Source organism: Pseudolabrys sp. FHR47, from assembly GCF_005153485.1.
Lineage (GTDB): Bacteria > Pseudomonadota > Alphaproteobacteria > Rhizobiales > Xanthobacteraceae > Pseudolabrys.
On sequence record NZ_CP039740.1, the window covers coordinates 4,242,652 to 4,265,035 of the forward strand.

At 63.7% G+C, this 22,384-nt stretch carries 22 protein-coding genes; 12 read left to right on the plus strand and 10 right to left on the minus strand.

Features of this window, described 5'->3' with window-relative positions:
- Positions 1-52: 52 nt before the first annotated feature.
- From E8Q40_RS20585 to E8Q40_RS20595, 3 genes are all read right to left on the minus strand, one after another.
- Positions 53-1,276: an ABC transporter substrate-binding protein gene (locus E8Q40_RS20585; protein WP_137046281.1), complete on the minus strand. Its 1,224-nt coding sequence runs from the start codon at positions 1,274-1,276 to the stop codon at positions 53-55.
- A 157-nt stretch (positions 1,277-1,433) separates the two neighbouring features.
- Positions 1,434-2,252, minus strand: coding sequence for an SDR family NAD(P)-dependent oxidoreductase (locus tag E8Q40_RS20590; protein ID WP_137046282.1), 819 nt, complete (start codon positions 2,250-2,252; stop codon positions 1,434-1,436).
- 43 nt (positions 2,253-2,295) lie between these two features.
- Complete coding sequence (locus tag E8Q40_RS20595; RefSeq protein WP_137046283.1) at positions 2,296-3,153, minus strand: alpha/beta fold hydrolase; 858 nt, start codon at positions 3,151-3,153, stop codon at positions 2,296-2,298.
- 223 nt (positions 3,154-3,376) lie between these two features.
- On the opposite strand from E8Q40_RS20595, the gene E8Q40_RS20600 reads away from it, so the two are divergent.
- The 3 genes from E8Q40_RS20600 to E8Q40_RS20610 are packed head-to-tail and all read left to right on the plus strand — an operon-like array spanning position 3,377 to position 5,914.
- A complete protein-coding gene (locus E8Q40_RS20600) occupies positions 3,377-4,354 on the plus strand; it encodes an ABC transporter substrate-binding protein (protein ID WP_137046284.1) in 978 nt (325 codons plus the stop codon).
- A 4-nt stretch (positions 4,355-4,358) separates the two neighbouring features.
- Positions 4,359-5,132 carry an ABC transporter permease gene (locus tag E8Q40_RS20605; RefSeq protein WP_137046285.1) on the plus strand — a complete coding sequence of 258 codons (774 nt, stop codon included), beginning with the start codon at positions 4,359-4,361 and terminating at the stop codon, positions 5,130-5,132.
- Positions 5,129-5,914 (plus strand): ABC transporter ATP-binding protein, encoded by a 786-nt coding sequence (locus E8Q40_RS20610; RefSeq protein WP_137046286.1) that lies wholly within the window; start codon positions 5,129-5,131, stop codon positions 5,912-5,914. The genes E8Q40_RS20605 and E8Q40_RS20610 overlap by 4 nt, the downstream gene beginning before the upstream one ends.
- On the opposite strand, the gene E8Q40_RS20615 is transcribed toward E8Q40_RS20610, so the two are convergent.
- Positions 5,915-6,766: a cyclase family protein gene (locus E8Q40_RS20615; RefSeq protein WP_137046287.1), complete on the minus strand. Its 852-nt coding sequence runs from the start codon at positions 6,764-6,766 to the stop codon at positions 5,915-5,917.
- Positions 6,767-6,806: 40 nt separating this feature from the next.
- Entirely contained in the window at positions 6,807-7,550 is a 744-nt protein-coding gene (locus tag E8Q40_RS20620) for a sulfite exporter TauE/SafE family protein (RefSeq protein WP_137046288.1), read from the minus strand.
- A gap of 1,111 nt (positions 7,551-8,661) precedes the next feature.
- On the opposite strand from E8Q40_RS20620, the gene E8Q40_RS20625 reads away from it, so the two are divergent.
- From E8Q40_RS20625 to E8Q40_RS20660, 8 genes are all read left to right on the plus strand, one after another.
- A complete protein-coding gene (locus E8Q40_RS20625) occupies positions 8,662-9,468 on the plus strand; it encodes a FadR/GntR family transcriptional regulator (RefSeq protein WP_137046289.1) in 807 nt (268 codons plus the stop codon).
- A gap of 196 nt (positions 9,469-9,664) precedes the next feature.
- Positions 9,665-10,534 (plus strand): ABC transporter substrate-binding protein, encoded by an 870-nt coding sequence (locus E8Q40_RS20630; RefSeq protein ID WP_137046290.1) that lies wholly within the window; start codon positions 9,665-9,667, stop codon positions 10,532-10,534.
- 352 nt (positions 10,535-10,886) lie between these two features.
- Positions 10,887-12,068: an ABC transporter substrate-binding protein gene (locus tag E8Q40_RS20635; RefSeq protein ID WP_137046291.1), complete on the plus strand. Its 1,182-nt coding sequence runs from the start codon at positions 10,887-10,889 to the stop codon at positions 12,066-12,068.
- A gap of 262 nt (positions 12,069-12,330) precedes the next feature.
- Positions 12,331-13,197 (plus strand): branched-chain amino acid ABC transporter permease, encoded by an 867-nt coding sequence (locus E8Q40_RS20640; RefSeq protein ID WP_137046292.1) that lies wholly within the window; start codon positions 12,331-12,333, stop codon positions 13,195-13,197.
- Positions 13,194-14,189 carry a branched-chain amino acid ABC transporter permease gene (locus E8Q40_RS20645; RefSeq protein ID WP_246662943.1) on the plus strand — a complete coding sequence of 332 codons (996 nt, stop codon included), beginning with the start codon at positions 13,194-13,196 and terminating at the stop codon, positions 14,187-14,189. The genes E8Q40_RS20640 and E8Q40_RS20645 overlap by 4 nt, the downstream gene beginning before the upstream one ends.
- Positions 14,186-14,947: an ABC transporter ATP-binding protein gene (locus E8Q40_RS20650; protein ID WP_137046293.1), complete on the plus strand. Its 762-nt coding sequence runs from the start codon at positions 14,186-14,188 to the stop codon at positions 14,945-14,947. Before E8Q40_RS20645 ends, E8Q40_RS20650 begins: the two co-directional genes overlap by 4 nt.
- Positions 14,940-15,659: an ABC transporter ATP-binding protein gene (locus E8Q40_RS20655; protein WP_137046294.1), complete on the plus strand. Its 720-nt coding sequence runs from the start codon at positions 14,940-14,942 to the stop codon at positions 15,657-15,659. The genes E8Q40_RS20650 and E8Q40_RS20655 overlap by 8 nt, the downstream gene beginning before the upstream one ends.
- A gap of 159 nt (positions 15,660-15,818) precedes the next feature.
- Positions 15,819-16,517 carry an orotate phosphoribosyltransferase gene (locus E8Q40_RS20660; protein ID WP_137046295.1) on the plus strand — a complete coding sequence of 233 codons (699 nt, stop codon included), beginning with the start codon at positions 15,819-15,821 and terminating at the stop codon, positions 16,515-16,517.
- Between the two features lie 55 nt (positions 16,518-16,572).
- On the opposite strand, the gene E8Q40_RS20665 is transcribed toward E8Q40_RS20660, so the two are convergent.
- Positions 16,573-17,049: a YaiI/YqxD family protein gene (locus E8Q40_RS20665; protein WP_137046864.1), complete on the minus strand. Its 477-nt coding sequence runs from the start codon at positions 17,047-17,049 to the stop codon at positions 16,573-16,575.
- A 46-nt stretch (positions 17,050-17,095) separates the two neighbouring features.
- Here E8Q40_RS20665 and E8Q40_RS20670 point away from each other — a divergent pair, with 46 nt between their 5' ends.
- Positions 17,096-17,593 carry a cupin domain-containing protein gene (locus tag E8Q40_RS20670; RefSeq protein ID WP_246662944.1) on the plus strand — a complete coding sequence of 166 codons (498 nt, stop codon included), beginning with the start codon at positions 17,096-17,098 and terminating at the stop codon, positions 17,591-17,593.
- Between the two features lie 210 nt (positions 17,594-17,803).
- Here E8Q40_RS20670 and ccoS read toward each other — a convergent pair whose 3' ends face one another.
- From ccoS to ccoG, 4 genes are read right to left on the minus strand one after another with little or no spacing between them, the layout of a single operon-like run.
- Positions 17,804-17,962: a cbb3-type cytochrome oxidase assembly protein CcoS gene (gene ccoS, locus E8Q40_RS20675; protein WP_137046296.1), complete on the minus strand. Its 159-nt coding sequence runs from the start codon at positions 17,960-17,962 to the stop codon at positions 17,804-17,806.
- A complete protein-coding gene (locus E8Q40_RS20680) occupies positions 17,959-20,241 on the minus strand; it encodes a heavy metal translocating P-type ATPase (RefSeq protein ID WP_137046297.1) in 2,283 nt (760 codons plus the stop codon). The genes ccoS and E8Q40_RS20680 overlap by 4 nt, the downstream gene beginning before the upstream one ends.
- An 11-nt stretch (positions 20,242-20,252) precedes the next feature.
- Positions 20,253-20,753 carry a FixH family protein gene (locus E8Q40_RS20685; RefSeq protein ID WP_137046298.1) on the minus strand — a complete coding sequence of 167 codons (501 nt, stop codon included), beginning with the start codon at positions 20,751-20,753 and terminating at the stop codon, positions 20,253-20,255.
- A gap of 1 nt (position 20,754) precedes the next feature.
- Positions 20,755-22,269, minus strand: a complete 1,515-nt coding sequence (gene ccoG, locus E8Q40_RS20690) for a cytochrome c oxidase accessory protein CcoG (RefSeq protein ID WP_137046299.1) — start codon at positions 22,267-22,269, stop codon at positions 20,755-20,757.
- Positions 22,270-22,384 lie beyond the last annotated feature (115 nt).

Sequence of the window (22,384 nt, forward strand, 5' to 3'; positions counted from 1 at the left end):
ACCCTCTCCCCCAAGGGGAGAGGGGAAAGCGAGTTTTGCGGCATAGCTCACATCAGTTCGCGCCGGCCGGACGCAGCTTCTTGACTTCCTCGTCGCTCGGCAGAACGGAAGCGCCGTCGATGTACTTGAAGTCGTCCATCGTACCCTTGCCCTTTTCGAGCGCGATCTTGCCGACATAGGCACCCATCGTCGCTTGATGATCGCTGGCGCGATACTGGAACGGACCGAACGGGCTCTGAACGTAGAGACCCTTGAAGGCTTCGACCAGCGAGTCGGCGTCGAGACCCTTGGTCTTGGCGAGGCCCGCGGCGATCGACTTGATGGTGGTGTAGCCGACGATCGATCCGAGACGCGGATAGTCGTTGAACTTCTTCTGATACGCCGTGAGGAAGGCGACGTGCTCCGGCGTCTTGATCTTGTCCCACGGATAACCGGTGACGATCCAGCCGACCGGCGCTTCAGCGCCGAGCGGGTCGAGATATTCCGGCTCGCCCGACAAGAGGCTGACCACGGTGCGATCCTTGAACACGCCGCGGGTGTTGCCTTCGCGCACGAACTTGGCGAGGTCGGGCCCGAACAGCACGTTGAAGATCGCGTCCGGCTTGGCATCGTCGATCGCCTGCGCCACGGCGCCGGCATCGACCTTGCCGAGCGGCGGCGCCTGCTCGGTGACGAACTCGACGTCCGGCTGCGCCTTCTTCAGCATCGCCTTGAAGTTCGCGGCAGCCGACTGACCGTATTCGAAGTTCGGATAGACCAGTGCCCAGCGCTTCTTCTTGGCGGCGACCGCGGCCGGCATCAACATCGCTGTCTGCATGTAGGTCGTCGCGCGCAGGCGGTAGGTGTACTTGTTGCCGTTCTCCCAGGTGATCTTGTCGGTGAGCGGCTCTGCGGCGAGGAAGAAGACCTTCTTCTGACCGGCGAAGTTCGTCACCGCAAGACCGATATGCGACAGGAAGGTACCGGCGATCATCGACACGCCTTCGCGCGTCACCAGTTCCTCGGCGACCCGGACCGCTTCGCCGGGGTTGCCGCCGTCGTCGCGGATGATCAGCTCGATCTTCTTGCCGTTGACGCCACCCTTGGCGTTGACCTCTTCGAGCGCCAATTCCATGCCCTTCTTGTAGGGATCGAGGAAGGCGGGCTGCGACTTGTAACTATTCAGTTCACCGATCTTGATCGTGTCCTGAGCGACCGCCGGGAAGCTCAATCCGGCGGCGAGGACGAAGGCGAGCGAGGTCAGATAGCGCCTCTTCAAAAGAGCATTGGCTTTCATCTTGCGACTCCATGCGTGGCGACGTCTGGGATCAGACGCCGCGAATTCGACAAATCGTGATTCCCCAATCGGACTATTTTTTCGTGTTCCAAATAGTCCGATTGCCTTTCCACCCTGTCAAGCAAACGTCCCGGCATGAATTCAGATTTGGCCTCGATCAACCCCGCGGCTTGTCGCGGAATTTGTCCATCAGCGCCTTGTCCTGGCCGCCGTCGATCTCGATCATGGTGCCGTTGACCATGTGCATCGTCGGAGATGCCAGCATCGTGACGAGATTGGCCACTTCCTCAACCTCGGCGATACGGCCGAGCGGAATCGAGGCCGGCGCCAGCTTGTCGGCTTCCTCGCGCGAAATCTTCATATCGCGCGACATGGCGTCGACGAGACCCGCCCAACGCTCGGTGCGCACCGGGCCCGGATTGACGGCCACAAACGAGATATTGTCCTTGCCGTACTGGCCGGCGAGCGACAGCGTGAGATTCTGGCCGGCGGCATTGGCCGCGCCCGGGCAGATTTCCCAGTAGGACGGCTTCACGCCGTCATTGCCGATGAGGTTGACGACGCGGCCACCGCCCTGCGCGCGCATGATCGGCAGCACGTAACGCAGGCAACGCACATAGCCCATGAATTTGAGCTGCAGGCCCTTTTCCCAGTCGTCTTCCGTCAAATGCTCGATCACGCCGCCGGCGGCGGAGCCGGCATTGTTGACCATGATGTCGATGCGGCCGAGGGCCTTGTGGCCCTGCTCGACGAAATTCTTGGCGTCCTTGTCGGAGCGCAGATCGGCCGTGATCGGCACGATCTTGCGGCCGGTCGCCTTGGCGATCTCATCGGCCGAAGCCTTGAGCGGCTCCATGCGGCGCGCGCAGATCGCAACGTCGACGCCTTCCTTGGCCAACGCCAGTGCGATGCCCTTGCCGATACCTTCCGAACCGCCGGTCACCAGCGCTGTCTTGCCACTCAGTTTAAGGTCCATCGTCGATCTCCGTTGAAATACTCTAGTCGTTACTGTGTCGGTTTTACGGGGCTCGGTGTGACATCCACTTGCCGGCCTCGGCATTGGCGATGAGGTCGGCGAGCGCCGCGTTGAACGCTGCCGGCTCTTCGCTGGTAATGGTGTGACCCGAGCGCGGGATGACCACGAGGCCCGCGGTCGGCACCGTACGCTTGATGAAGACACTGGCTTCAAGGCACCAGTCGTCCTCGTCGCCGACCAATACCAGAAGCGGCAGCTTGAACTTCTTCAGGTCGTCCTGGATGTCCCACAAGGTCGGGCGCTTGGCCTGCACTTCACGCATGGTCATGGCGTGGCCGACCGGCGAATGCTCCGCCAGCATCTTTGCGAACTCGGCGAAGCCGCGCGGGTCCTTGTATTTGTGGGTCTGGCGCGTCGCGCCGTCGGCATAGCGCGCGGCTGCGGTCGGAAAATCGACGGTTTCGAACATCTTGGCGGTTTCGCGCGACGCTTCGCGCGTCTGCTCGACCAGTTTGGCATCGGGGCTCGAGCCATAGCCGCAGCCGGCCGTCATGACCGAGAGACACCTTTCCGGATATTTGACGCCGACCAGCAGCGCGGTGAGCGCACCCATCGAATGACCGACGATATGCGCCTTGTCGATCTTGAGCGCATCCAGGAGCGCGATGACATCGTCAACGGCCAAGCCCTGCCCGTATTTCGCCGGATCGGTCGGCACGTCGGACGGCGGATAGCCGCGCTGGCTATAGGTGATGCAACGATGCGCTCGCGAGAAGAACCGCATCTGCGGCTCCCAGGTGCGCCAGTCGCCGGCATATTCGTGGACGAATACGATGGGCGTGCCGCTTCCGGCTTCCTCGTAATAGAGGCTGACGCCATCCCTCGTTTGGATCTGCGACATCGTTTCCCTCGCTGCCACGACGCGAATTAGTTTGCACACAAACAAAGCCCGAGTAAAGTCCAAAGACGACAAATTGCCGGGGTCCTGTTCGACAGGGCCGGCGGATGAGCAAGACTTGAGCAAGACTTGCCCCACCGCCCGGACTTGACGGACGATTAAACACGCTTGGAGCCGCGCGGCTTCAGGCAAATGTTTGGGTCGCTTCCTTCAGGGAGAAAAGTCGATGTTCGCTTTTCGGCGCCGCGTTATTGCACTGATCGCTGCTTTTGCTCTCGCCACGGCTTTCGCGCCGCAGGCCGGGGCGCAACAGAAGACCACCATCAAGGTTTCCAGCCTGACGCTGCCGGTCATCGCGCCGCTGGTCTGGAATATCATGAAGACACGCGGCTTGGACGAGAAGCACGGTTTCACGCTCGAAATTCAGCCCTATCCCGCGATCTCTGCCTATTACGCCGGCTTCGCGACCGGCGAGACCGATGTCGTGCTTGGCGGGCCGACAGTTTTTCAGAAGCTCTATCAGGAAGGTGTGCCGGCCCGCATCATCGGCACCGGCATCACGCTCGCCGACCTCGTGATCTTCGCCAAGGACCCGGCGATCAAGTCGCTCGCCGACCTCAAGGGCAAGCAGATTGCCATGGATATGGGCAGCGCCCAGTTCCAGGTGGTGAAGATCTATGCGCTGGCCAAGGGCATCGACCTCGGCAAGGACATCACCGTGGTCAACGCCAACTTTGCCGTTGCACGCGCGCAGTTGGAGGCGGGCCGCGTCGACGCCGCGATGGTGATCGAGCCGCTCGCCAGCATCATCACAAAGCAGAATCCGGACTGGAAGATTATCTTCAACGGCGCCGAAGGCTGGAAGGACGTCACCGGCGAGACCGGCTGGGAGTTGGTACCCGCCATGCGCGCCAGCCTGATCGAGAAAGACCCGACCGCGCCGAAGAAACTGATCGCCGCGCTAGCCGACGTCGCCAAGGTCTTCCATGAGGAGACCGCGGCGGCCGACAAGATCGGCGCCGAAACCACCAAGCTGCCGCCCGGCGTCCTCACCGCCGCGATCTCCGGCGGCCGCTTGCAGCTTTCGGTCAAGCCGATGTCGGATGCCGCCGCCAAAAAATCGGTCAAGGACATGATGGAGCTGGCGGTAAAGGCCGGTTTCTACACGCAGATGCCGGACGACAAGATTTTCCACGTTCAGTAGCCCGATGGCCCTCGAGACTCCCCGGGAGTCTGCGCCGGACATCGCCTTTCCGAAGCAGACTCTCGTTTCCCTGCTGATCTTTGCCGCGGCGTGGGAAACGCTGTCCCATCTCGCGCCCTATCTCGGCATTCCGCCTTTCGCGGTGCCCAGCTTCGTCAAGATCGCGCAGAGCATGGTCAAGATCACGCCGATCGACATCGTCGTGACCCTGGCGCGTGTCATCGGCGCACTCATCGTCTCCTTCGTCCTCGGCGTGCTCGCCGCCATGGCGATGTACCGCTCCGAAACGCTCGACAATTACCTGCATCCGATGATCCGCATCCTGATGGCGGTGCCGGTGGTGTCGTGGATTCTGTTCGCGGTGCTGTGGTTTCCCGGCGTCGAATTCCGCATCGCCTTCGTGCTGGTGGTCGTCTGCGGCCCCGTGTTCCTGGTCGACTCGCTCGATGCCATGCGCGGGGTGTCGCGCGACCTGCGCAACATGATGCTGTCGTTCCGGCCGACGACGACTGACTACTTCGTCAAGCTGATGCTGCCGGCGATCCTGCCCAGCATTTTCACCAGCTGGAAGGTGAATATCAGCCTCGCCATCCGTGTCGTCACCATCGCCGAACTGGTCGGGGCCGTGACCGGCATAGGCCATCAATTGTCGGTCGCGCAGGAACTGTTCTCGGTATCCGACGTGTTCGCCTGGACCATCGTGCTGGTGGCGCTCTTGTTCCTGCTCGAGGCGCTGGTCGCGCGCATCGAGCACCGGCTGCTGCGGTGGCGCACATGAGCGGTCCGCCGCCCATCACCGTATGCGGACTGCGCAAGGTGTTCCGGCAAACGACGTCGGGGCAATCGGTGGTCGCCATCGACCGGCTCGATCTGACCATTGCGCCGAAGGAAGTGGTCGCCATCGTCGGTCAGACAGGCTGCGGCAAGTCGACTTTCTTCGATCTGATGATCGGGCTCGACAGACCGACCGAAGGCACGCTGATGATCGGCGAGCGCAGCCCCTTCGCCGATTTCGACTACTTCCGCGGCAAGATCGCCACCGTATTCCAGCAGGACCGCCTGTTGCCGTGGCGAACCGCGCTCGACAACGCCAAACTGCCGCTCGAACTGCTGCGCGTGCCGGAGACCGAGCAGCGCGAACGTGCCTTGAAATGGCTGACACGGTTGGGGCTCGCCAAATTCATCAATGCCTACCCGCACGAGCTGTCGGGCGGCATGCGCCAGCGCGTCGCCATCGCACGGGCCTTCGCCGTGCAACCGGAAATCCTGCTCGCCGACGAAGCCTTCGGCCATCTCGATGAGGTCACCGCCGCCGAATTGCGCGGCGAGTTCCTGGCGCTGGCGCGCGAATGCGGCTCGACCGCCATTCTCATCACCCACCAGCTCGAGGAGGCCATCGAGGTCGGCGACCGCATCGTGGTCTTCGGCAAGTCGGCAAAGCTGCTCGCCGACATTCACGTCAAGCAATGGGGCGCCGCCGATTACGGAACCTTGCGCGAGGCGATCCAGACGACGCTGCAGAACAACGCGCCGGATGCACGCCTCGCCCGCGCCTCTTGATCATCGCCGCGGAATAATCGCCCGCGCGGCGTCACCGATCGCCTCGACCGACATGTCGGTGTCCTCGAAGCAGACGATGCGGCACGGGCAGCTTTCCAGCCCTTCGTAGCGCCACGGAAATGCGCCGATGACGCAGCGCTTGTTGAGCATCAGCTCGATGTCGCCGCCGATATTCTCGGCGTGCAGCAGGCCTTCGGCGAAGGCCCAGGTGTGGAACGGAAACACATTGTCGCGCACCAACCGGCCCGACTTCTTGTGCGTGAACTCGAAGGTGCCGAAGAACTCGCCCGGCGTCTTGCCGTGCTTCTTGGTGAACTCCTCGGCGATGTCGGGACGCATGAAGCGGATCGAGGTGTTCATGGCATGATCACATGAACCCGTGTCCATGCCCCACCACTTGATCTTCTTTTTCAGCATCCAGTGCAGCGTGTCGAGGTTCGGCCCCGGGTGATAGCAGAAGTACTTCACCAGATCCTGCTGCGGCCGGCCTTCATAATGTTTGTGCCAGCCGGTGTGCAGAATAAGGATATCGCCCTCGCGGATATCGGCGCCGGAGGATTCGATGATCTCCGGCGTGATCACCGCCCAGTCGTGCATGTGCTTCGAGATGTCGACCACGACGCCGCGATTCATCAGGTAATCGAGCGGCAGGTGCGCCATATCGCCGTTCGGATCGTCCGTCGCATGCATGGCGCCGTCGAAATGGGTGCCGACATGCAGCGCGGTGTCGATGCGCTGCGCGACGATGCGAACCGTCTGCAAATTCTGCGCGTAGTACATCTTGTTGCCGGCATAGCCGACCCAGCCGGGCGTATGCACGTTCATGACGTGGGAGAGGTCGACGACTTTCATGCGCTCGGCTCCGGTAAATCGTTTGCGTGCATACAGTCCATCACAGGATAGAGCGCAACGCCAGATGCCCGCCCAGCATCAGCAGACCGACAAAAAAGCATAGCCGGAAAATCTCGGGCTTGATGTGGCCGCGCAGCAGTTGCCCGAACCGCATCCCCGCAAGCACCGCGACCAGGCCGGCCAGCGACGGCCACAAGAGATCGGCGTCGATTTCGCCGGCGTGACGCAGCGCGGCGGCGAGCGCGATGGTGCAGATGGTGAAAGACAGCCCGAGCGCCTGCACCAGCCTGTGCCGGTCGAGGCCAAGGCCCTGAATATACGGCACCATCGGGATGGCGAAGACACCGGTGCCGACCGAGATCGCACCGGTCGCGATGCCGCAGACGAAGCCAATGATGCCTTCGCGCGAGGCCGGCACCGTGAACTCGACCTTGAACAGACCGAGCAGCGCATAGGCCGCGAGCGCGACGCCAAGCCACAACGTCGCCGTGCTGCCGCCGCTCCGCACCAGCCAGAGCGCGCCGATCGCGGCGCCGACGACGATGCCGGCGAACAACGGCCACAGCCGCGTAACGAGTTCGCGAAACGCGCCGCCGACCACGGCCTGCCAGATATTGCTGACGAGCGACGGCACGATCAGCATCGCCGCTGCCTGCGCCGGCGGCATCATCAGCCCGAGCAGACCGATGGCGACCGTCGGCAATCCCATGCCGATGACACCTTTGACGAAGCCGGCGAGCAGGAAGATGGCGGCGATGGCCGCAAGTGTCAGTTCAAAGTTCATTGAGTGTCTTTCGTTCGGCGGCGGCGTCAAAGTCCGCGACCATGATCGACGCCGCACGTATCGGCAATGCGCGCTTGCGCAAGGCTGGGTCTGCGATTGGCGAAGGGATGAGGCGGCGGGCGCCTTCTTACCCTCCCCCTTGTGGGGAGGGTCGGCGAGCATCGAAGATGCGAGCCGGGGTGGGGGTAATCGCGAACATCCTCGACCCCCACCCCGACTGCTGTCGCTTCGCGCCATCAGTCGACCCTCCCCACAAGGGGGAGGGTAAAGAGAATAGTCGTGCGTCATCGCCCGTGTTGTTTGATCGGCCCCGGGCAGGCCGCATTCCCGTTTCGCATTTCCAGCACCCCTTAAATAACGAGGGCGCGCGGAACGCCGGGGCTCGAACAGCCCCGCAGCCTCGTGCGAGTGTGAGTTAGATTCACACGAGTTAGTCACCACGGAATTGCCGAGCCTTTGGCGTTCCGCGCGCGGTGTTTCTTAGGTTTGCTCCGCATGGCCCCCGGTGGACTCACGACCTTTCAGGCGGGCCCTTCTTACGTCGGGACAGCCTATCCACCGCTGTGGGATTTCTTCAGGACGTAAGGCAACCTCCCGTCACCCCACGCCCAGTTACACTCCCCGTTGCGCGCGGTTTAGCGCGCCAGGACCGATGCGGCTTGGACCGCCGGGAGGGAAACTGCGCCGCATCTCCGACGCCCCAACCCGGCCACCGCTCCCCGCCCCAGCGTCTGGAGACGCTGATCAGACACCCCTCGCTAGCAGGGGCGGGATGAATGGGAATATAGGGCTAGACCCGGATGGGTGTCAATAGTCCTAGGAATATTTTTTCAGAGACGCGTAGCCCTGAGCTGTCGTCCCGGGCGAGCGTCAGCGAAACCCGGGCCCCATAGCCACCCTCCGAGCCGTATCGCGACGGCTGTGGATATGGGTCCCCGCCTTCGCGGGGACGACGAGAGAGCTTGCCGGGAGGACGTTCTGCACGACTGCCGGCCCTCACAAATCCATAAGATAATATCTTTACTATCATATCCGGTAGCTGCATACTCCGGAAGCAACCTGTGAGACGACGCCCGAAGAGGCGCGCCCGGGGCGCGACAGGAGGACGCCGATGCCGCGCAGCAGCGCCAAGACGGCCAAGACCCGGTCAGCATTGGGACTGCCGGTTGCCATGAGCGGCCAGCTCACGGCGCGCATCATGTTCGCCGGCCGCTCCTCTTCCCTCTCCGCGCAAATGGTCGCCGAGGTGCGCGACCAGCTTTTCGCCAAGGCGCTCAAGCCCGGCGATTTCCTCGGCAGCGAGAAAGAACTCGCCGCCCGTTTCGGCACCAGCCGCATCGTCGCCCGTGACGCGCTGCGCACGCTGGAGGCGCTCGGCATTGTCGAAATCCGCATGGGCAAAGGCGGCGGCGCGCGCATCGCCCACGGCAATCCGCGGCTGTTCGCCGAAGCGCTCGCCGTGCAGCTCGATCTCTCCGGCGTGTCCGCCGCCGAGATCATGGACGTGCAGCGCGCCATCGAAACGCTCGGCGCCGAACTCGCCGCCGAACATGCGACGGCCGACGACATCGCCCGGCTGCGCGCCCTGCTCGACCAGGCGGAAGCCGCGATCGACGATCTTGATCGTTTCACTCGGGCATCGCGCGACTTCCACCTCGCGGTGGCGGAGGCCTCGCACAACCGCGTCATCGTCGTGCAGCTTCTGTCGCTCGAACACATTTCGTGGCCGCGCCGCAACGCCACGGCGACGCCCAAGCTCGCGCGTCACATTCTCGATACCCACATCAAGCTCACCGACCTGATCGAAATGCGCGACGGTGCCGCGGCGCGCGCGCTGATGTCCGATCATGTCGGCATGATCCGCGCCCGGCGCGTGGCGGAGCATGGGGAGAGAGATGGAGGGAGTTCGTGTTGCTGACGGCCACGTTCTCTCTTCACCTCTCCCATAGGGAGAGGTCGCCGCACAACGCGCGGCGGGTGAGGGGTTACAAACTCTCGATTCAGGCCCCCCCTCACCCCCGCCCTCTCCCCAACGGGGAGAGGGAGCGCGCCTGCGTGTGCGGCGGCGGCCGCTGACAAGAATCGAAAATCAATAAAGGAAAGGGAGCAAACGCATGGCCAAGTTCATCATCGAACCGCATTTCCGCCTGCAGGAATGGGTGGCGGACGACAAGGGCTACTTCACCGACGAAGGGCTCGACTACGAATTCCGCGAATTGATGCGGGCGACCGACGGCAAGCAGCACGACAAGGGCTCGAAGGGCGCCTTCCAGTCCTTCGAGGAAGGCCGGCAGGCGAGCGTCTCCTGCGCTTGTCACTGGACCGTGAATGTCGCGGCGTCGAACGGCCACGGCCGCATGCTCACCGATGTTTATTCGGTGGCGACCGCCGGCATCTTCGTGGCGCCGGATTCAAAGATCAAAACGCCGGAAGATCTCGCCGGAGTGCCGATCTCCGTCGGCTACCAGTCCGGCAGTCATTACGCCACGGTGCAGGCGCTCGAGCAGTTCCTCAAGCCGGGCGACATCAATCTGCGCTACGAGACCGGCATGCTGTTCAAGCGCATGGAGCACTTGTTCGACGGCACCGCGCCGGCGGTGCATCTGTTCAACGGGCCTTATTACTTTGCCGAGCAACTCGGCTACCGCAAGGTGCTCGACGCCACCTTCATGATCGGCACCATGATCCATGGCGATCCCGACCCGGAAGACCTGCGCAAGTTCTTCCGCGCGCTGCGCCGCGCCCAGCGTGACATCGACCTGCGGCCCGAGCTTTACACGCACTTCTACAAAAACGAATTCCCCGACCGCTTCCACGCGAAGATGGACACGCGGCGCTGGGGACCGGGCGAACGGCTGGTGTTCGAACCGTACACGAAGGAGGTCTACGAAGAATCCTTCGAGTGGATCGCCGCCCACGGCATCTTCCCCGAAGGCGGGATGGGCAGCGGGCAATACGAACGGGCGACATTGTCGCTCGCCTGACGTCGCGCGGAGGCTGGCCGGCGACCGCTTGCACCATTGCTTTTGCGTAAGCGCCGCTGACTTAAACAAGCGCCGGATCGCGGCAGAAAATTATTCTATCCGCGATCGCCGGCGGAGAACTTCCAACCCGCGGCACGCTGTCTGTCCCGGCCGGAGACGGCGTGCACCGTGGAGAAGCTGCGGCAAAACGCGCAGCGTTCGATTCTTGCAAGCACATGTTCGATTTTCACAAGCCGGCGAACGGCCGCCCGGCTTTCCTTCCTGCGGACGCTCAGGCATTATCCCGCGCGACAAGATACGTCGCCGTGGTGCGGCAGGTATCGAACAAGCACTAAACGCGGAGGAGACTGCGATGAGATCCATGCTCTATGCCAGCGCGGCTGCGCTCGCCCTGGCGTGCGTTTCAACGGCCCAGGCGCAGGACACCGTCAAGATCGGCGTGATCCTGCCCTACTCGGGACAATTCGCCGACGGCGCCAAGCAGATGGACGCCGGCATCAAGCTGTACATGAAACTGAACGGCGACACCGTCGCCGGCAAGAAGATCGAGATCATCCGCAAGGACGTCGCCGGCCCGCAGCCGCCGGTCGCCAAGCGACTCGCGCAGGAACTCGTGGTGCGCGACAATGTCGACATTCTCGCCGGCTTCCTGCTGACGCCGAACGCCATGGCGGCGGCCGATATCTCGGCCGAAGCCAAGAAGTTCATGGTCATCATGAACGCCGCGACCTCGATCATCACCACCAAGTCGAATTACTCGGTGCGCACGTCGTTCACCCTGCCGCAGGTCTCGGCGACTTTGGGATCCTGGGCCGTCAAGAACGGCGTCAAAAAGGCCTACACCATGGTTTCGGACTACGGCCCCGGCCACGACGCCGAAACCTCGTTCCAGGGCGCCATCAAGGCGTCCGGCGGCGAGGTCGTCGGCTCGGTGCGCATGGCCGTCGCCAATCCGGATTTCTCGGCCTATGTGCAGCGCGCCAAGGACCTCAATCCGGAATCGATCTTCGTCTTCATCCCTGGCGGCTCGCAGCCGGCGGCAATCGGCAAGGCTTTCGCCGAACGCGGCGTCGACGTCAGCAAGACCAAGATCATGGGCACCGGCGAACTGACCGACGACTCGGCGCTCGCCAACATGGGTGACAACGCACTCGGCGTCATTACCGCCTGGACCTACGATCACAATCACAAGTCCGCGCTCAACGAGAAGTTCGTCGCCGAATACAGGAAGGACAATAACGGCGAAAACCCGAACTTCTTCGTCGCCGGCGGCTATGACGGCATGCACCTGATCTACGAGGCGCTGAAGAAGACCGCCGGCAAGACCGACGGCGAGGCGCTGGTCAACGCCGCCAAGGGCATGAAGTGGGAAAGCCCGCGCGGCCCGATGATGATCGATCCGGAAACCCGGGACGTCGTGCAGACCATCTATATCCGCAAGGTCGAGAAGGTCGGCGGCAAGCTCGTCAATGTCGAGTTCGACAAGGTCGAGAACGTCAAGGATCCGGTCAAGGCCGCGATGAAGAACAACTGAGCCGGACTCAGTCCCGCGCTTTGGGGCGGCTGCGTTCGGCCGCCCCGTTTCGTGTGGGCCACCCAGTGGGCATGCCGCGCACTGGGCCCTTCCTGACAAATCCTCACAAATCAGATTTGCGCTGCAACAAGCGCAGAATCCGGTGCAGACTTGGAAAAGTTTTGCTATGGGCGACTGTCCCATGCGGATGGGGGTGGCGGCTTAGAGCGGCACTGAATCAGTTACGAATGCAAAACTTTTAAAAAGGCGCGGCGCAACACCCATGCTTCCTCCTGTCTTCGGTGTCCTGTTCGACGGCATTGCCTATGGCATGCTCCTGTTTCTGCTGTCGGTCGGGATGTCGGTCACGCTCGGCCTGATGAATTTCGTCAATCTGGCGCACTGCGCCTTCGGCATGATCGGCGCTTACGTCGCCGTCATGCTGATGAAGGACTTCAACTGGAATTTCTTCGCCACGCTGCCCTTCGCCTTCCTCTCCGCGGCTCTGGTGAGTGTGGTCGTCGAGCGCACGCTTTATCGTAAACTGTACCGTGCTACCGATCTTGATCAGGTGCTGCTGACCATCGGCCTCGCCTTCATTTCGGTCGCCGCCGCCGCCTGGTTCTTCGGCACCACACAGCAGCCGGTCGCCATGCCGAGCTATATGCGCGGCTCGATCAACTTCCTTGGCCTGAACATCGGCATCTACCGCATGTTTCTGGTCGCTGTTGGTATCGTCGTGACCATCCTGCTGGTCATGACCCTGGAGCACACCCGCTTCGGCGCGCAGGTCCGCGCCGCGGTCGATAACCAGCGCATGGCGCGCGGCCTCGGCATCGACGTCGACCGCACCTTCGCCGTTACCTTCGCGCTCGGCTCCGGCCTCGCCGGTCTCGGCGGCGCGCTGGCGATCGAGATCGTCGGCCTCGATCCGCATTTCGCCTTCATCTATCTGGTCTATGTGCTGATCGTCGTTTCGGTCGGCGGCCTCGGTTCGATCGCCGGCTCGTTCGCCGCCGCCTGCCTCATCGGCATCAGCGACATCGCCGGCAAGTATTATGTGCCCGAGCTCGGTGGCTTCCTGATCTATCTGGTGATGGTGGCAGTGCTGATGTGGAAACCGGCCGGCCTGTTCGGGAAGCGGTCATGACAGTGCTCGATCCGGCCCACACCATGACGCCGCAAACCTACATGCAGCAACTGAGCCGCTGGCGCGCGCTCGAGATCGCGTTCTGGCTCGCGACGCTGCTGCCGTTCTGGCTGTTCCCGACTTACCTCTCGCTGGCGAGCCAGATCGCCATCACGGCGCTGTTCGCGCTGTCGCTCGATCTCATCCTCGGCTATGCCGGCATCGTCTCGCTCGGCCATGCCGCCTTCTTCGGCCTCGGGGCCTACTCAGCCGGCATTTTCACCAAATTCGTGTGGGGCGAGCCCTTCAGCGGCCTTCTGGTCGCAGCGCTCGTCGCTGGCGTGGTCGGCTACGCGTCGAGCTTCATCATCTCGCGCTTCCGGCACCTGACGCTGATCATGATCACGCTCGGCCTTGGCCTGTTGCTACACGAGGCGGCCAACAGCGCGAGCTGGCTGACCGGCGGCTCCGATGGCCTGCAGGGCGTGTCGATCCAGCCGGTGTTCGGCGTCTTCAAGTTCGATCTCTACGGCTACACCGCTTACGGCTACGCGCTCGGCATCCTGTTCCTGTGCTTCCTGTTCACGCGCCACCTGATCAATTCGCCCTTCGGCCTGGCGCTGCGCGGCATCCGCGAGAACTTCACGCGCATGCCGGCAATCGGTGCCGACAGCCGCGCCCATATCCGCAAGGTCTACACGATCTCGGCGATCATTGCCGGCATCGCCGGCGGCATCCTGGCGCAGACCACCGAGACGGTGGCCCTCGAAGTGCTCAGCTTCGAACGCTCCGCCGACGTCTTGGTGATGCTGGTGCTGGGCGGCGCCGGACGGCTCTATGGCGGACTGATCGGCGCCGCGGTGTTCCTGATCGCGCGCGACCAGTTCTCCGGCATCAATCCGCAGTACTGGTATTTCTGGATCGGCGTTCTGCTGGTGGTGGTGGTGATGCTGTTGCCGAACGGCATTCTCGGCGGCCTGTCTAAACTCACGGCGCGCTGGAGGCGCACATGAGCGCGCAAACGATTGCCCTTTCAGCGCGTGGCGTGCAGAAGAGCTTCGGCTCGCTGGTGGTGGCGCGCGACATCAATATCGATTTGCCGGTCGGCGCCCGCTACGCGCTCATCGGCCCGAACGGCGCCGGCAAGACCACGCTCATCAACCTGATGACCGGCATGCTGGTGCCGAACGCCGGCCAGATCGTGCTCGGCGGCGAAGACGTCACCGCGATGAAACCGCAGGCGCGCGTCAAGCGTGGGCTGGCGCGCACCTTCCAGATCAATACTCTGTTCGCCGGCCTCAACCCGCTCGAAGCCGTCACGCTCGCGGTGTGCGAGCGCCGCGGCATCGCCGGCCGCTTCTGGCAGAACATCGCCGGCAACAAGGACGCCATCGAGGAAGCCTACGAAATCCTCGCCAAGCTCAAGCTCGGCGACGCCGCGTATCAGACGACGCGCGAACTGCCCTATGGCCGCCAGCGCCTGCTCGAGATCGCACTGGCGCTGGCCACCAAGCCGAAGGTGCTGCTGCTCGACGAGCCGGCGGCCGGCGTGCCGGTCGAAGAGTCGGGCGAAATCTTCGAGGTCGTCGCCGGCCTGTCCGACGAACTGACTTTGCTGTTCATCGAACACGACATGCATGTCGTGTTCCGCTTCGCCACCCACATCATCGTGCTGGTCGGCGGCGCCATCTTCACGCAAGGTTCGCCCGCCGAAATCTCGACCGACCCCGGCGTGCGCGAGGTCTATCTGGGGACGCGCAAACATGGCTGATGCCCTCCTCCGACTGACCAACGTGACGGCGGGCTACGGCGACGCCGTGGTGCTCAACGACATTTCGCTGGAGATCGGGAATCACGGCGCACTCGCCGTGCTTGGCCGCAACGGCGTCGGCAAATCGACGCTGATGCTCACCATCATGGGCTTCACCCAGATGAAGGCCGGCCAGGTGTTCTGGCGCGGCCAGGATATCTCGCGGCAGCCGCCGCACTGGCGCGCCAATAACGGCATCGCCTGGGTGGCGCAGGAGCGCGAGATTTTCCCGTCGCTGTCGGTGGAGGAAAACCTCACGGTGGCAGCGCGCGGCGGCGAGTGGTCGCTCGAGGCGATCTACAGGATGTTTCCGCGCCTCAACGAGCGCAAGCGCAACATGGGCAACCAGCTCTCCGGCGGCGAGCAGCAGATGCTGGCGATCGCGCGCGCGCTGATGACCAACCCGTCGCTGCTCCTGCTCGACGAGCCGTTCGAGGGCCTCGCCCCGGTCATCGTCGAGGAACTGATCGGCGCGGTGAAGCTGATGCTCTCCGGTCAGAAGCTCGCCATCGTCCTCGTCGAGCAGCACACCGACGTGGCGCTGGAACTGACGGAAAACGCCGTCGTGCTGGAGCGCGGCGCGGTGATGCACCGGGCGCCGTCGGCCGAGCTGCAGAAGGATACCGAGACGCTGGAGCGCTATGTCGGCCTGCGGGTCGCGGCGGAGCATTGATATTCCTAGCTTCACCTCCCCTTGAAAAGGGGAGGTCGGTTTGCGCAGCAAACCGGGTGGGGATCGCTATGACCCCTCCCCGACCCTCCCCCTTTCAGGGGGAGGGAGAAGAAAGGCAGACGTCTTGACCCGGTCGCCATGCTCTTGCTTTATCCCCCCATGACCACCGACGCCCATTTCCTCGACCGCGACACCATCGCCGAGCTCACCGCCCGCATGTATCTCGACACCGGCGCGGTGCGGTTCATGGGCGACAAGCCCTTCATCTTCACTTCGGGCTGGGCGAGCCCGGTCTATAACGACTCGCGCTGGCTGATCTCCTTCCCGGACGTGCGCTCGGCGATCATGGGCTACATGGTCAACGCCATCGACCGCGACATCGGCCGGGACAAGCTCGACGCGGTGGCGGGCGGCGAGACCGCGGGCATCCCCTTCGCCGCCTGGGTCGCCGACCGCATGCACCTGCCGATGCAATATGTGCGCAAGAAGCCCAAGGGCTTCGGCCGCGGCGCGCAGATCGAGGGCGAACTCAAAGCCGGTCAGCGCGTGCTGCTGGTGGAAGATCTCGCCACAGACGGCCGCAGCAAGGTCAATTTCGTCAAGGCGATCCGCGACGCCGACGGCCATTGCGACCACTGCACGGTGATCTTCTTCTACAACATCTACAAAGAGGGCGAGAAGGTCCTCGGCGATCTCGGCGTCACGCTGCACTACCTGACGACCTGGCGCGACGTGCTGCGCGTCGCCAAGAAGATGGACCGCTTCGAGCCGAAGATGCTGGCCGAGGTCGAGAACTTCATCAACGATCCGGCCGGCTGGTCGAAAGCCCATGGCGGCGTTTCGACTGCCGCTGAATAAAGATGTGTAGGGTGGGTTAGCGCCGCGGGCGCGTAACCCACCGCCTGACGGCGGATTACGGCGCTCTGCGCCTAATCCGCCCTACTGCCAGATCGAGCGCGCTGAGGAAGCGCGACACATCCTGCCGCGATAAAGGCGGCGGCCCGCGCGTCACGGCGCCGGCGCTGCGCAAATCGGCCATCAGGTTGCGGCTCGCCAGCGCCATGCCGATGGCATCGTCGTCGAACACCTTGCCGGTCGGCGACAGCACACTGGAGCCGTTCTTGACGCAGCGCGCCGCCAGCGGAACATCGGCGGTAACGACGATGTCATGCCCGCCCGCCCGCTCGGCGATCCATTGGTCGGCGACGTCCGGGCCTTCCGGCACAATGACGCGCTCGATCAGCTCGCTGCGCGGCACATTCATGAACGAGTTGGCGACGATGAAAACCTTGAGCCCGTAGCGCTCGGCAACCCGGTACACCTCGTTCTTGACCGGGCAGGCATCCGCATCGACGAAAATCCGGATGACAGGGCTTGGCGGGTCTTCCATGAAATCAGCGGTCATGATCCAATTGCGGGCGCCGAGGGAGGCATCAATGGCCAAAAAGCGTTCCAAAACAAGGAAAAAGCTGCCGAAGCCGGTGCAGCCGCGCAAACCGGCCAAGCACAATGCGCGCCGTGCCGTATCGGCCAAAACCCGCGCCAAGAAGCCGAAGCAGAAATTCCACGTCAGCCATCACAACGAGGCCGACTTCGACCAGGGCCTGCGCTCTTACGCCAAATACCGCGATCTCGGCCTCGCCCTCGCCACCTCCGGCATGGTGCAGGCGCATGTCATCCGCTTCATTCCGCCGTTCAAGGCGGAGGACGTCGCGCATCCGCATTTTCATGACGTCGACCTGCAGATGATCTATGTGCTCAAGGGGTGGTACAAGACCGAGTTCGAAGGTGAAGGCGTGCACACCTTCACGGCCGGCTCGTGCTGGATCCAGCCGCCAAAGATCAAGCACACCGTGCTCGGCTATTCGGACGACTGCGAGCTATTGGAGATCGTGCTGCCGGCCGAGTTCGAGACGGTGATGCTGGAGAAGTAGCGCCGCTTCTTCTTACCCTCTCCCCATAGCCCGTCGAAGACGGGCGTAAACGCCCTTATGAGGGAGAGGGTGCCGAGCCGCTGTTGCGGCGAGGCGGGTGAGGGGGCGGATTTCGACGCGAACTGTGACCCCTCACCCGGCTCGCGCTTCGCTGCCGCTCAGCGCGATCCACCCTCTCCCTCAAGGGGAGAGGGGAAGAAAGCGCGCCGCTCACGTCTTGCCATTCTCCACATCGTCATCCGACAACACACGATAGGCCGCGCCTTCCATGTCGTTGTATTGGCCGCTGCGCAGCGACCAGAGGAAGGCGAACAGGCCGAGCAGGCCAAGGCCGAGCGCCAGCGGCAACAGATAGATGATGACGTTCATGTCACGCTCGTTTCTTCAGGCGATCCAACTTCCGTTCGTCCTCGCGAAAGCGGGGGCACAGACTCTGGATTCCCGCTTGCGCGGGAATGAACGGAGTTTTTGTCCGCTGCCGCGCCGGCATCCTTCGCATTCGCACGCAGCGCATTCAGCGTCACCAGCAGCGACGAACCGGACATCGCCGCCGCCGCAATCAACGGCGTCACCAGACCAGCGATAGCGACCGGCACGGCAATGGCATTGTAGATCACGGCGAGCCACAGGTTCTGCACCATCAGGTGGCGCGCGCGCCGCGAAATCGTGATGGCGTCGAGCACGGCCACCAGCCGCTCGCCGAGGAACACGGCGTCGGCATGCGCCTGCGTGACGTCGGCGGCCGAGATCGGTGACAGCGAGACATGCGCAGCCGCGAGCGACGGCGCGTCGTTGAGGCCGTCGCCGACCATCAGCACGCGACGGCCGCGCTGCTTGAGCGCATCGATGAAAGCGATCTTTTCCGCGGGATCGACGCCGCCCATCCATTGCGGAATGCCGAGCGCTTCAGCCACCGGCGCCACCGCTTCCCTGCGGTCGCCGGACAGGATGTGCAGGTCGAAGCCGAGATCGCACAGCGCCTGCACGGTCTCGATGGCGTCAGGCCGCAGACTTTGCGCGATCGCGAACGCCGCGGTGCGGTCGCCATGGCGGAAATAGATTTGGGAGACCCCCTCTCCGTTCGTCCCCGAAGAAACCTGGCAGAAGCCCGCACTACCCAATCGCATTTCGACGCCGTCAACGATGGCGTGCACGCCCTGCCCCGGCTCCTCCACCGCGCCATCGAACGGCGTGGTGCTCGTCGCCTCCTTGGCCAGCGCCATGGCCAGCGGATGCCGGCTCGATTGCGCCAGCCGCGACGCTGCCTGCATGACACCGGCATCGATGTCGGTATCATTGACGACGCGCGGCTCCGGCAAAGTCAGCGTGCCCGTTTTGTCGAACACGATGGTGTCGGCTTCGGCGAGGCGCTCGATGGCATCGCCGGCATTCAGGATGATGCCGCGCCGGAACAGCGCGCCGGAAGCAACGACCTGCACCGCCGGAATGGCCAGCGCCAGTGCGCAGGGACAGGTGATGATCAACACCGCGATGGCGATCAGGATCGAGTCGTGCGCCGACGCGCCAAAGAGCCACCAGCCGAGGAAGGTCAGCGCGGCGGTGAGATGCACCACCGGCGAATAGATGCGCGCCGCCTCGTCGGCGAGACGCCGCGTGCGCGACTTGGCGCTGGCGGCCTTGTCCAGCAGCTTCTCGATCTCGTCGAGCAACGAATTGCCGCCGCCGGCGGTGACCCGCATGGTCAGCGTGCCGGTGAAGTTGAGGCTGCCGGCATAGACCTTGGCGCCGGCCTTGATGGCGCGGCGCGCGGTCTCGCCGGTGATCAGGCTTTCGTCGATCTCGGACGTGCCGTTGATCACCTCGCCGTCCGCAGGCACGCGCTCGCCCGGCTTGACCAGAATGCGATCACCGGCGCGCAGCGACCCCGCCAGCACATTGACCAGCTCGCCATCGACGAAGCGATGCGCGGTGTCGGCCCGCAACGCGGCGAGATTACCGGCGGTGGCACGCGTGCGCCGGCGCATCGCATGCTCGAGCGCACGGCCGACCAGCAAGAAGAACAGCAGCATCAGCGCCGAGTCGAAGTAAGCGTGCTCGGCGTGATTGGCGGTCTCAACCACCGACATGCCGAGCGCCAGAATGACGCCGAGCGAAATCGGCACGTTCATGTTGAGCGTGCCGGCGCGCAGCGCCGCCCATGCGCTGGTGAAGAACGGCTGGCCCGCATAGGCCGCCGCTGGCAGCGCAATCAGCGCCGAAGCCCAGTGGAAGAAATCGCGCGTTTCGGGCGTGATGTCGGTGACATTGCCCGACCACACCGACACCGACAGCAGCATCACATTCATTGCGGCGAAGCCGGCCACCGCGAGACAGCGCGTCAGCCGGCGCGTCTCGGCCGCTTCTTCTTCTTCGGCGCGCAGCGGCACGAAGGGATGGCCGCGATAGCCGCTGGAGCGCAGGGCATCGAAGATGCGCGCCGGTTCGTCGAGCGCATCGGACCAGGCGACATGCAGACGGCGGTTGGTGTAGTTGACCCGCGCCTCGGTGACGCCGGGCAAATTCTTCATCGCATGCTCAATACGCGCAATGCATGCACCGCATGTGATACCCTCCACGGCTACATCCATGCCATGGGTGCCGTCGGCTTCCGGCTTGACGTAAGGCGAGACGTCGAGGGTTTCGGTCATATGCGGCTCGCCTACTTCAACGTCACCCGGCTGCGCGAGCGGAACACGCGCTCGCCGTCACGCTCGAGGTCGATGACCAGTTCCCATTGTCCGGCGGGCGCTGTCGCGACGCCATGAAACTGCCCGGCGCCGATGAGGCTGAGCGGCACGTCGTGATCGCGCCGCGCATCGGCCGGGTGTTCGAGATGCGCCACGGCGGCAAGACCCGTGACCGGCTCGCCCTTGGCGTCACGCACCGCGATGTCGAGAACGGCCTCGCCGGCCTTGTCATGGATCAGCTTGCCGTCGACCCGCCAGTTGCGCGCCGACTGCTTTTCAGCGGCGGCGATCTCCTGCTTGAACTGGAGCCCGGCCTTGTACGAACTCGAGGTCTGCACGCCGCCGAAGGTCGAGGTTGCCGCCTTCACCATCACGGCGTTAACGCCCATGACCAGGGCAAAGAAGCCGATCAGCGAGAACAGGACGGTCCGGCCCGTCACTTCGCGCGGCTTGGTGTCGTGCGGCTGTGCCATGTTATCTCCTCTCAGGACCGAAGAAGTGATCGCGCACCTGCGCCACGGCGCCGGAGTCGATATCGATCAGGCTGAACAGAATCGATGTCGAGGCCGCCGGCGGCGTCTGGCTGTAATCGGTGACCAGCACGCGCACTTCCTTGGTCTGGTCCGGGCCGACCGAGACGAGCTGCCGGCCGTCGGCGCGCGGCGGCAGGCCGACATAGTCGATCAGCGTTGACGGCAGGCCCTCCACGGCGACGATGAAGTCGCGCGATTTGAGCTGCTTATTGACGATGCGGATGGTGTAGCCGTTGCGCAATGAGCCGTCCGACAGCCGCACGAACATCGGGTTGCGGTCGTGGATGACGCTGATGCCTTCCGAGCCGCGCGTCGCCAGCGCATAAAGCATGACGCCGCCGGCAACGGCGATGATCGCAGCATAAAGCGACGTGCGCCAGCGGATCAGCCTGTACGTCGAAGGCTTGCCCTCCTGACGCGCCTTGATGTTGAGGTCGGTGTCATAGGCGATCAGACGTGTCGGACGGCCGAGCTTGGCCATGATATTGTCGCAGGCGTCGATGCACAGCCCGCACTGGATGCAGCCGAGCTGCGAGCCCTGGCGAATGTCGATGCCAGTCGGGCAGACATGCACGCATTGCAGGCAGTCGACGCAATCGCCGGCGCGCTCGCCGTGCGCCTTCATCTGCTCGGCCTTCTTGGCCGACATGCGCGGCTCGCCGCGATCGTAACGATAGGTGACGTTCAGCGCATATTCGTCGGTCAGCGCCGCCTGAATGCGCGGCCACGGGCACATATAGAGGCAGACCTGCTCGCGCATGTGGCCGGCAAGCGCATAGGTCGTGAAGGTGAGAATGCCGATCCAGGCATAGGCCACGAACGGCGCATTGCCCGTGGCAAGATCCTTCACCAAAGTCGGGGCATCGGCAAAATAAAGAACCCAGGCGCCGCCGGTCCACCACGCCACCATCAACCACAGGAAATGCTTAGCGCCCTTGCGCGCGTAGGTCTCGAGCGTCCACGGCTGCGACTCGCGCTTCATGTGCTCGCGGCGATCGCCCTCGGTGAAGCGCTCGATCGCCATGTAGAGATCGGTCCACACCGTCTGCGGGCACAGATAGCCACACCAAACGCGGCCGGCGAGCGCATTCATCAGGAACAGGCCGATGGCGGCGAGGATCAGGAGACCGGTGAGGTAGTAGACCTCCTGCGGCCACAGTTCGATGAAGAAGAAATAGAAGCGGCGGTTCGGGAAATCGATCAGCACCGCCTGCGACGGCGCGTTCGGCCCGCGATCCCAGCGCACGAAGGGCAGCAGATAATAGATGCCCAGGGTGATGAGCAGCACCGCCCATTTGATGCGGCGGAAGGTGCCATGCACGCTCTGCGGATAGATTTTGCGGCGCGCGGCGTAGAGCGGAATGTCGTCGATATCGTCATCGGCCGACGGTGGCGATGGCGGAGGGGCCGCGGCCTTGACCTCGGATTGCCGCACCAGTTCTTCAAGTTGTGTCATGATCGCTTCCGCCGGAATTACGCGGCAAATCTAGACTCGCCGTAATCTGGCACCTTGATCTGCCTCAAGCAAAAATCCCGGCCGAGCGGCCGGGATTTTCCTTTGTTGTCAGTAC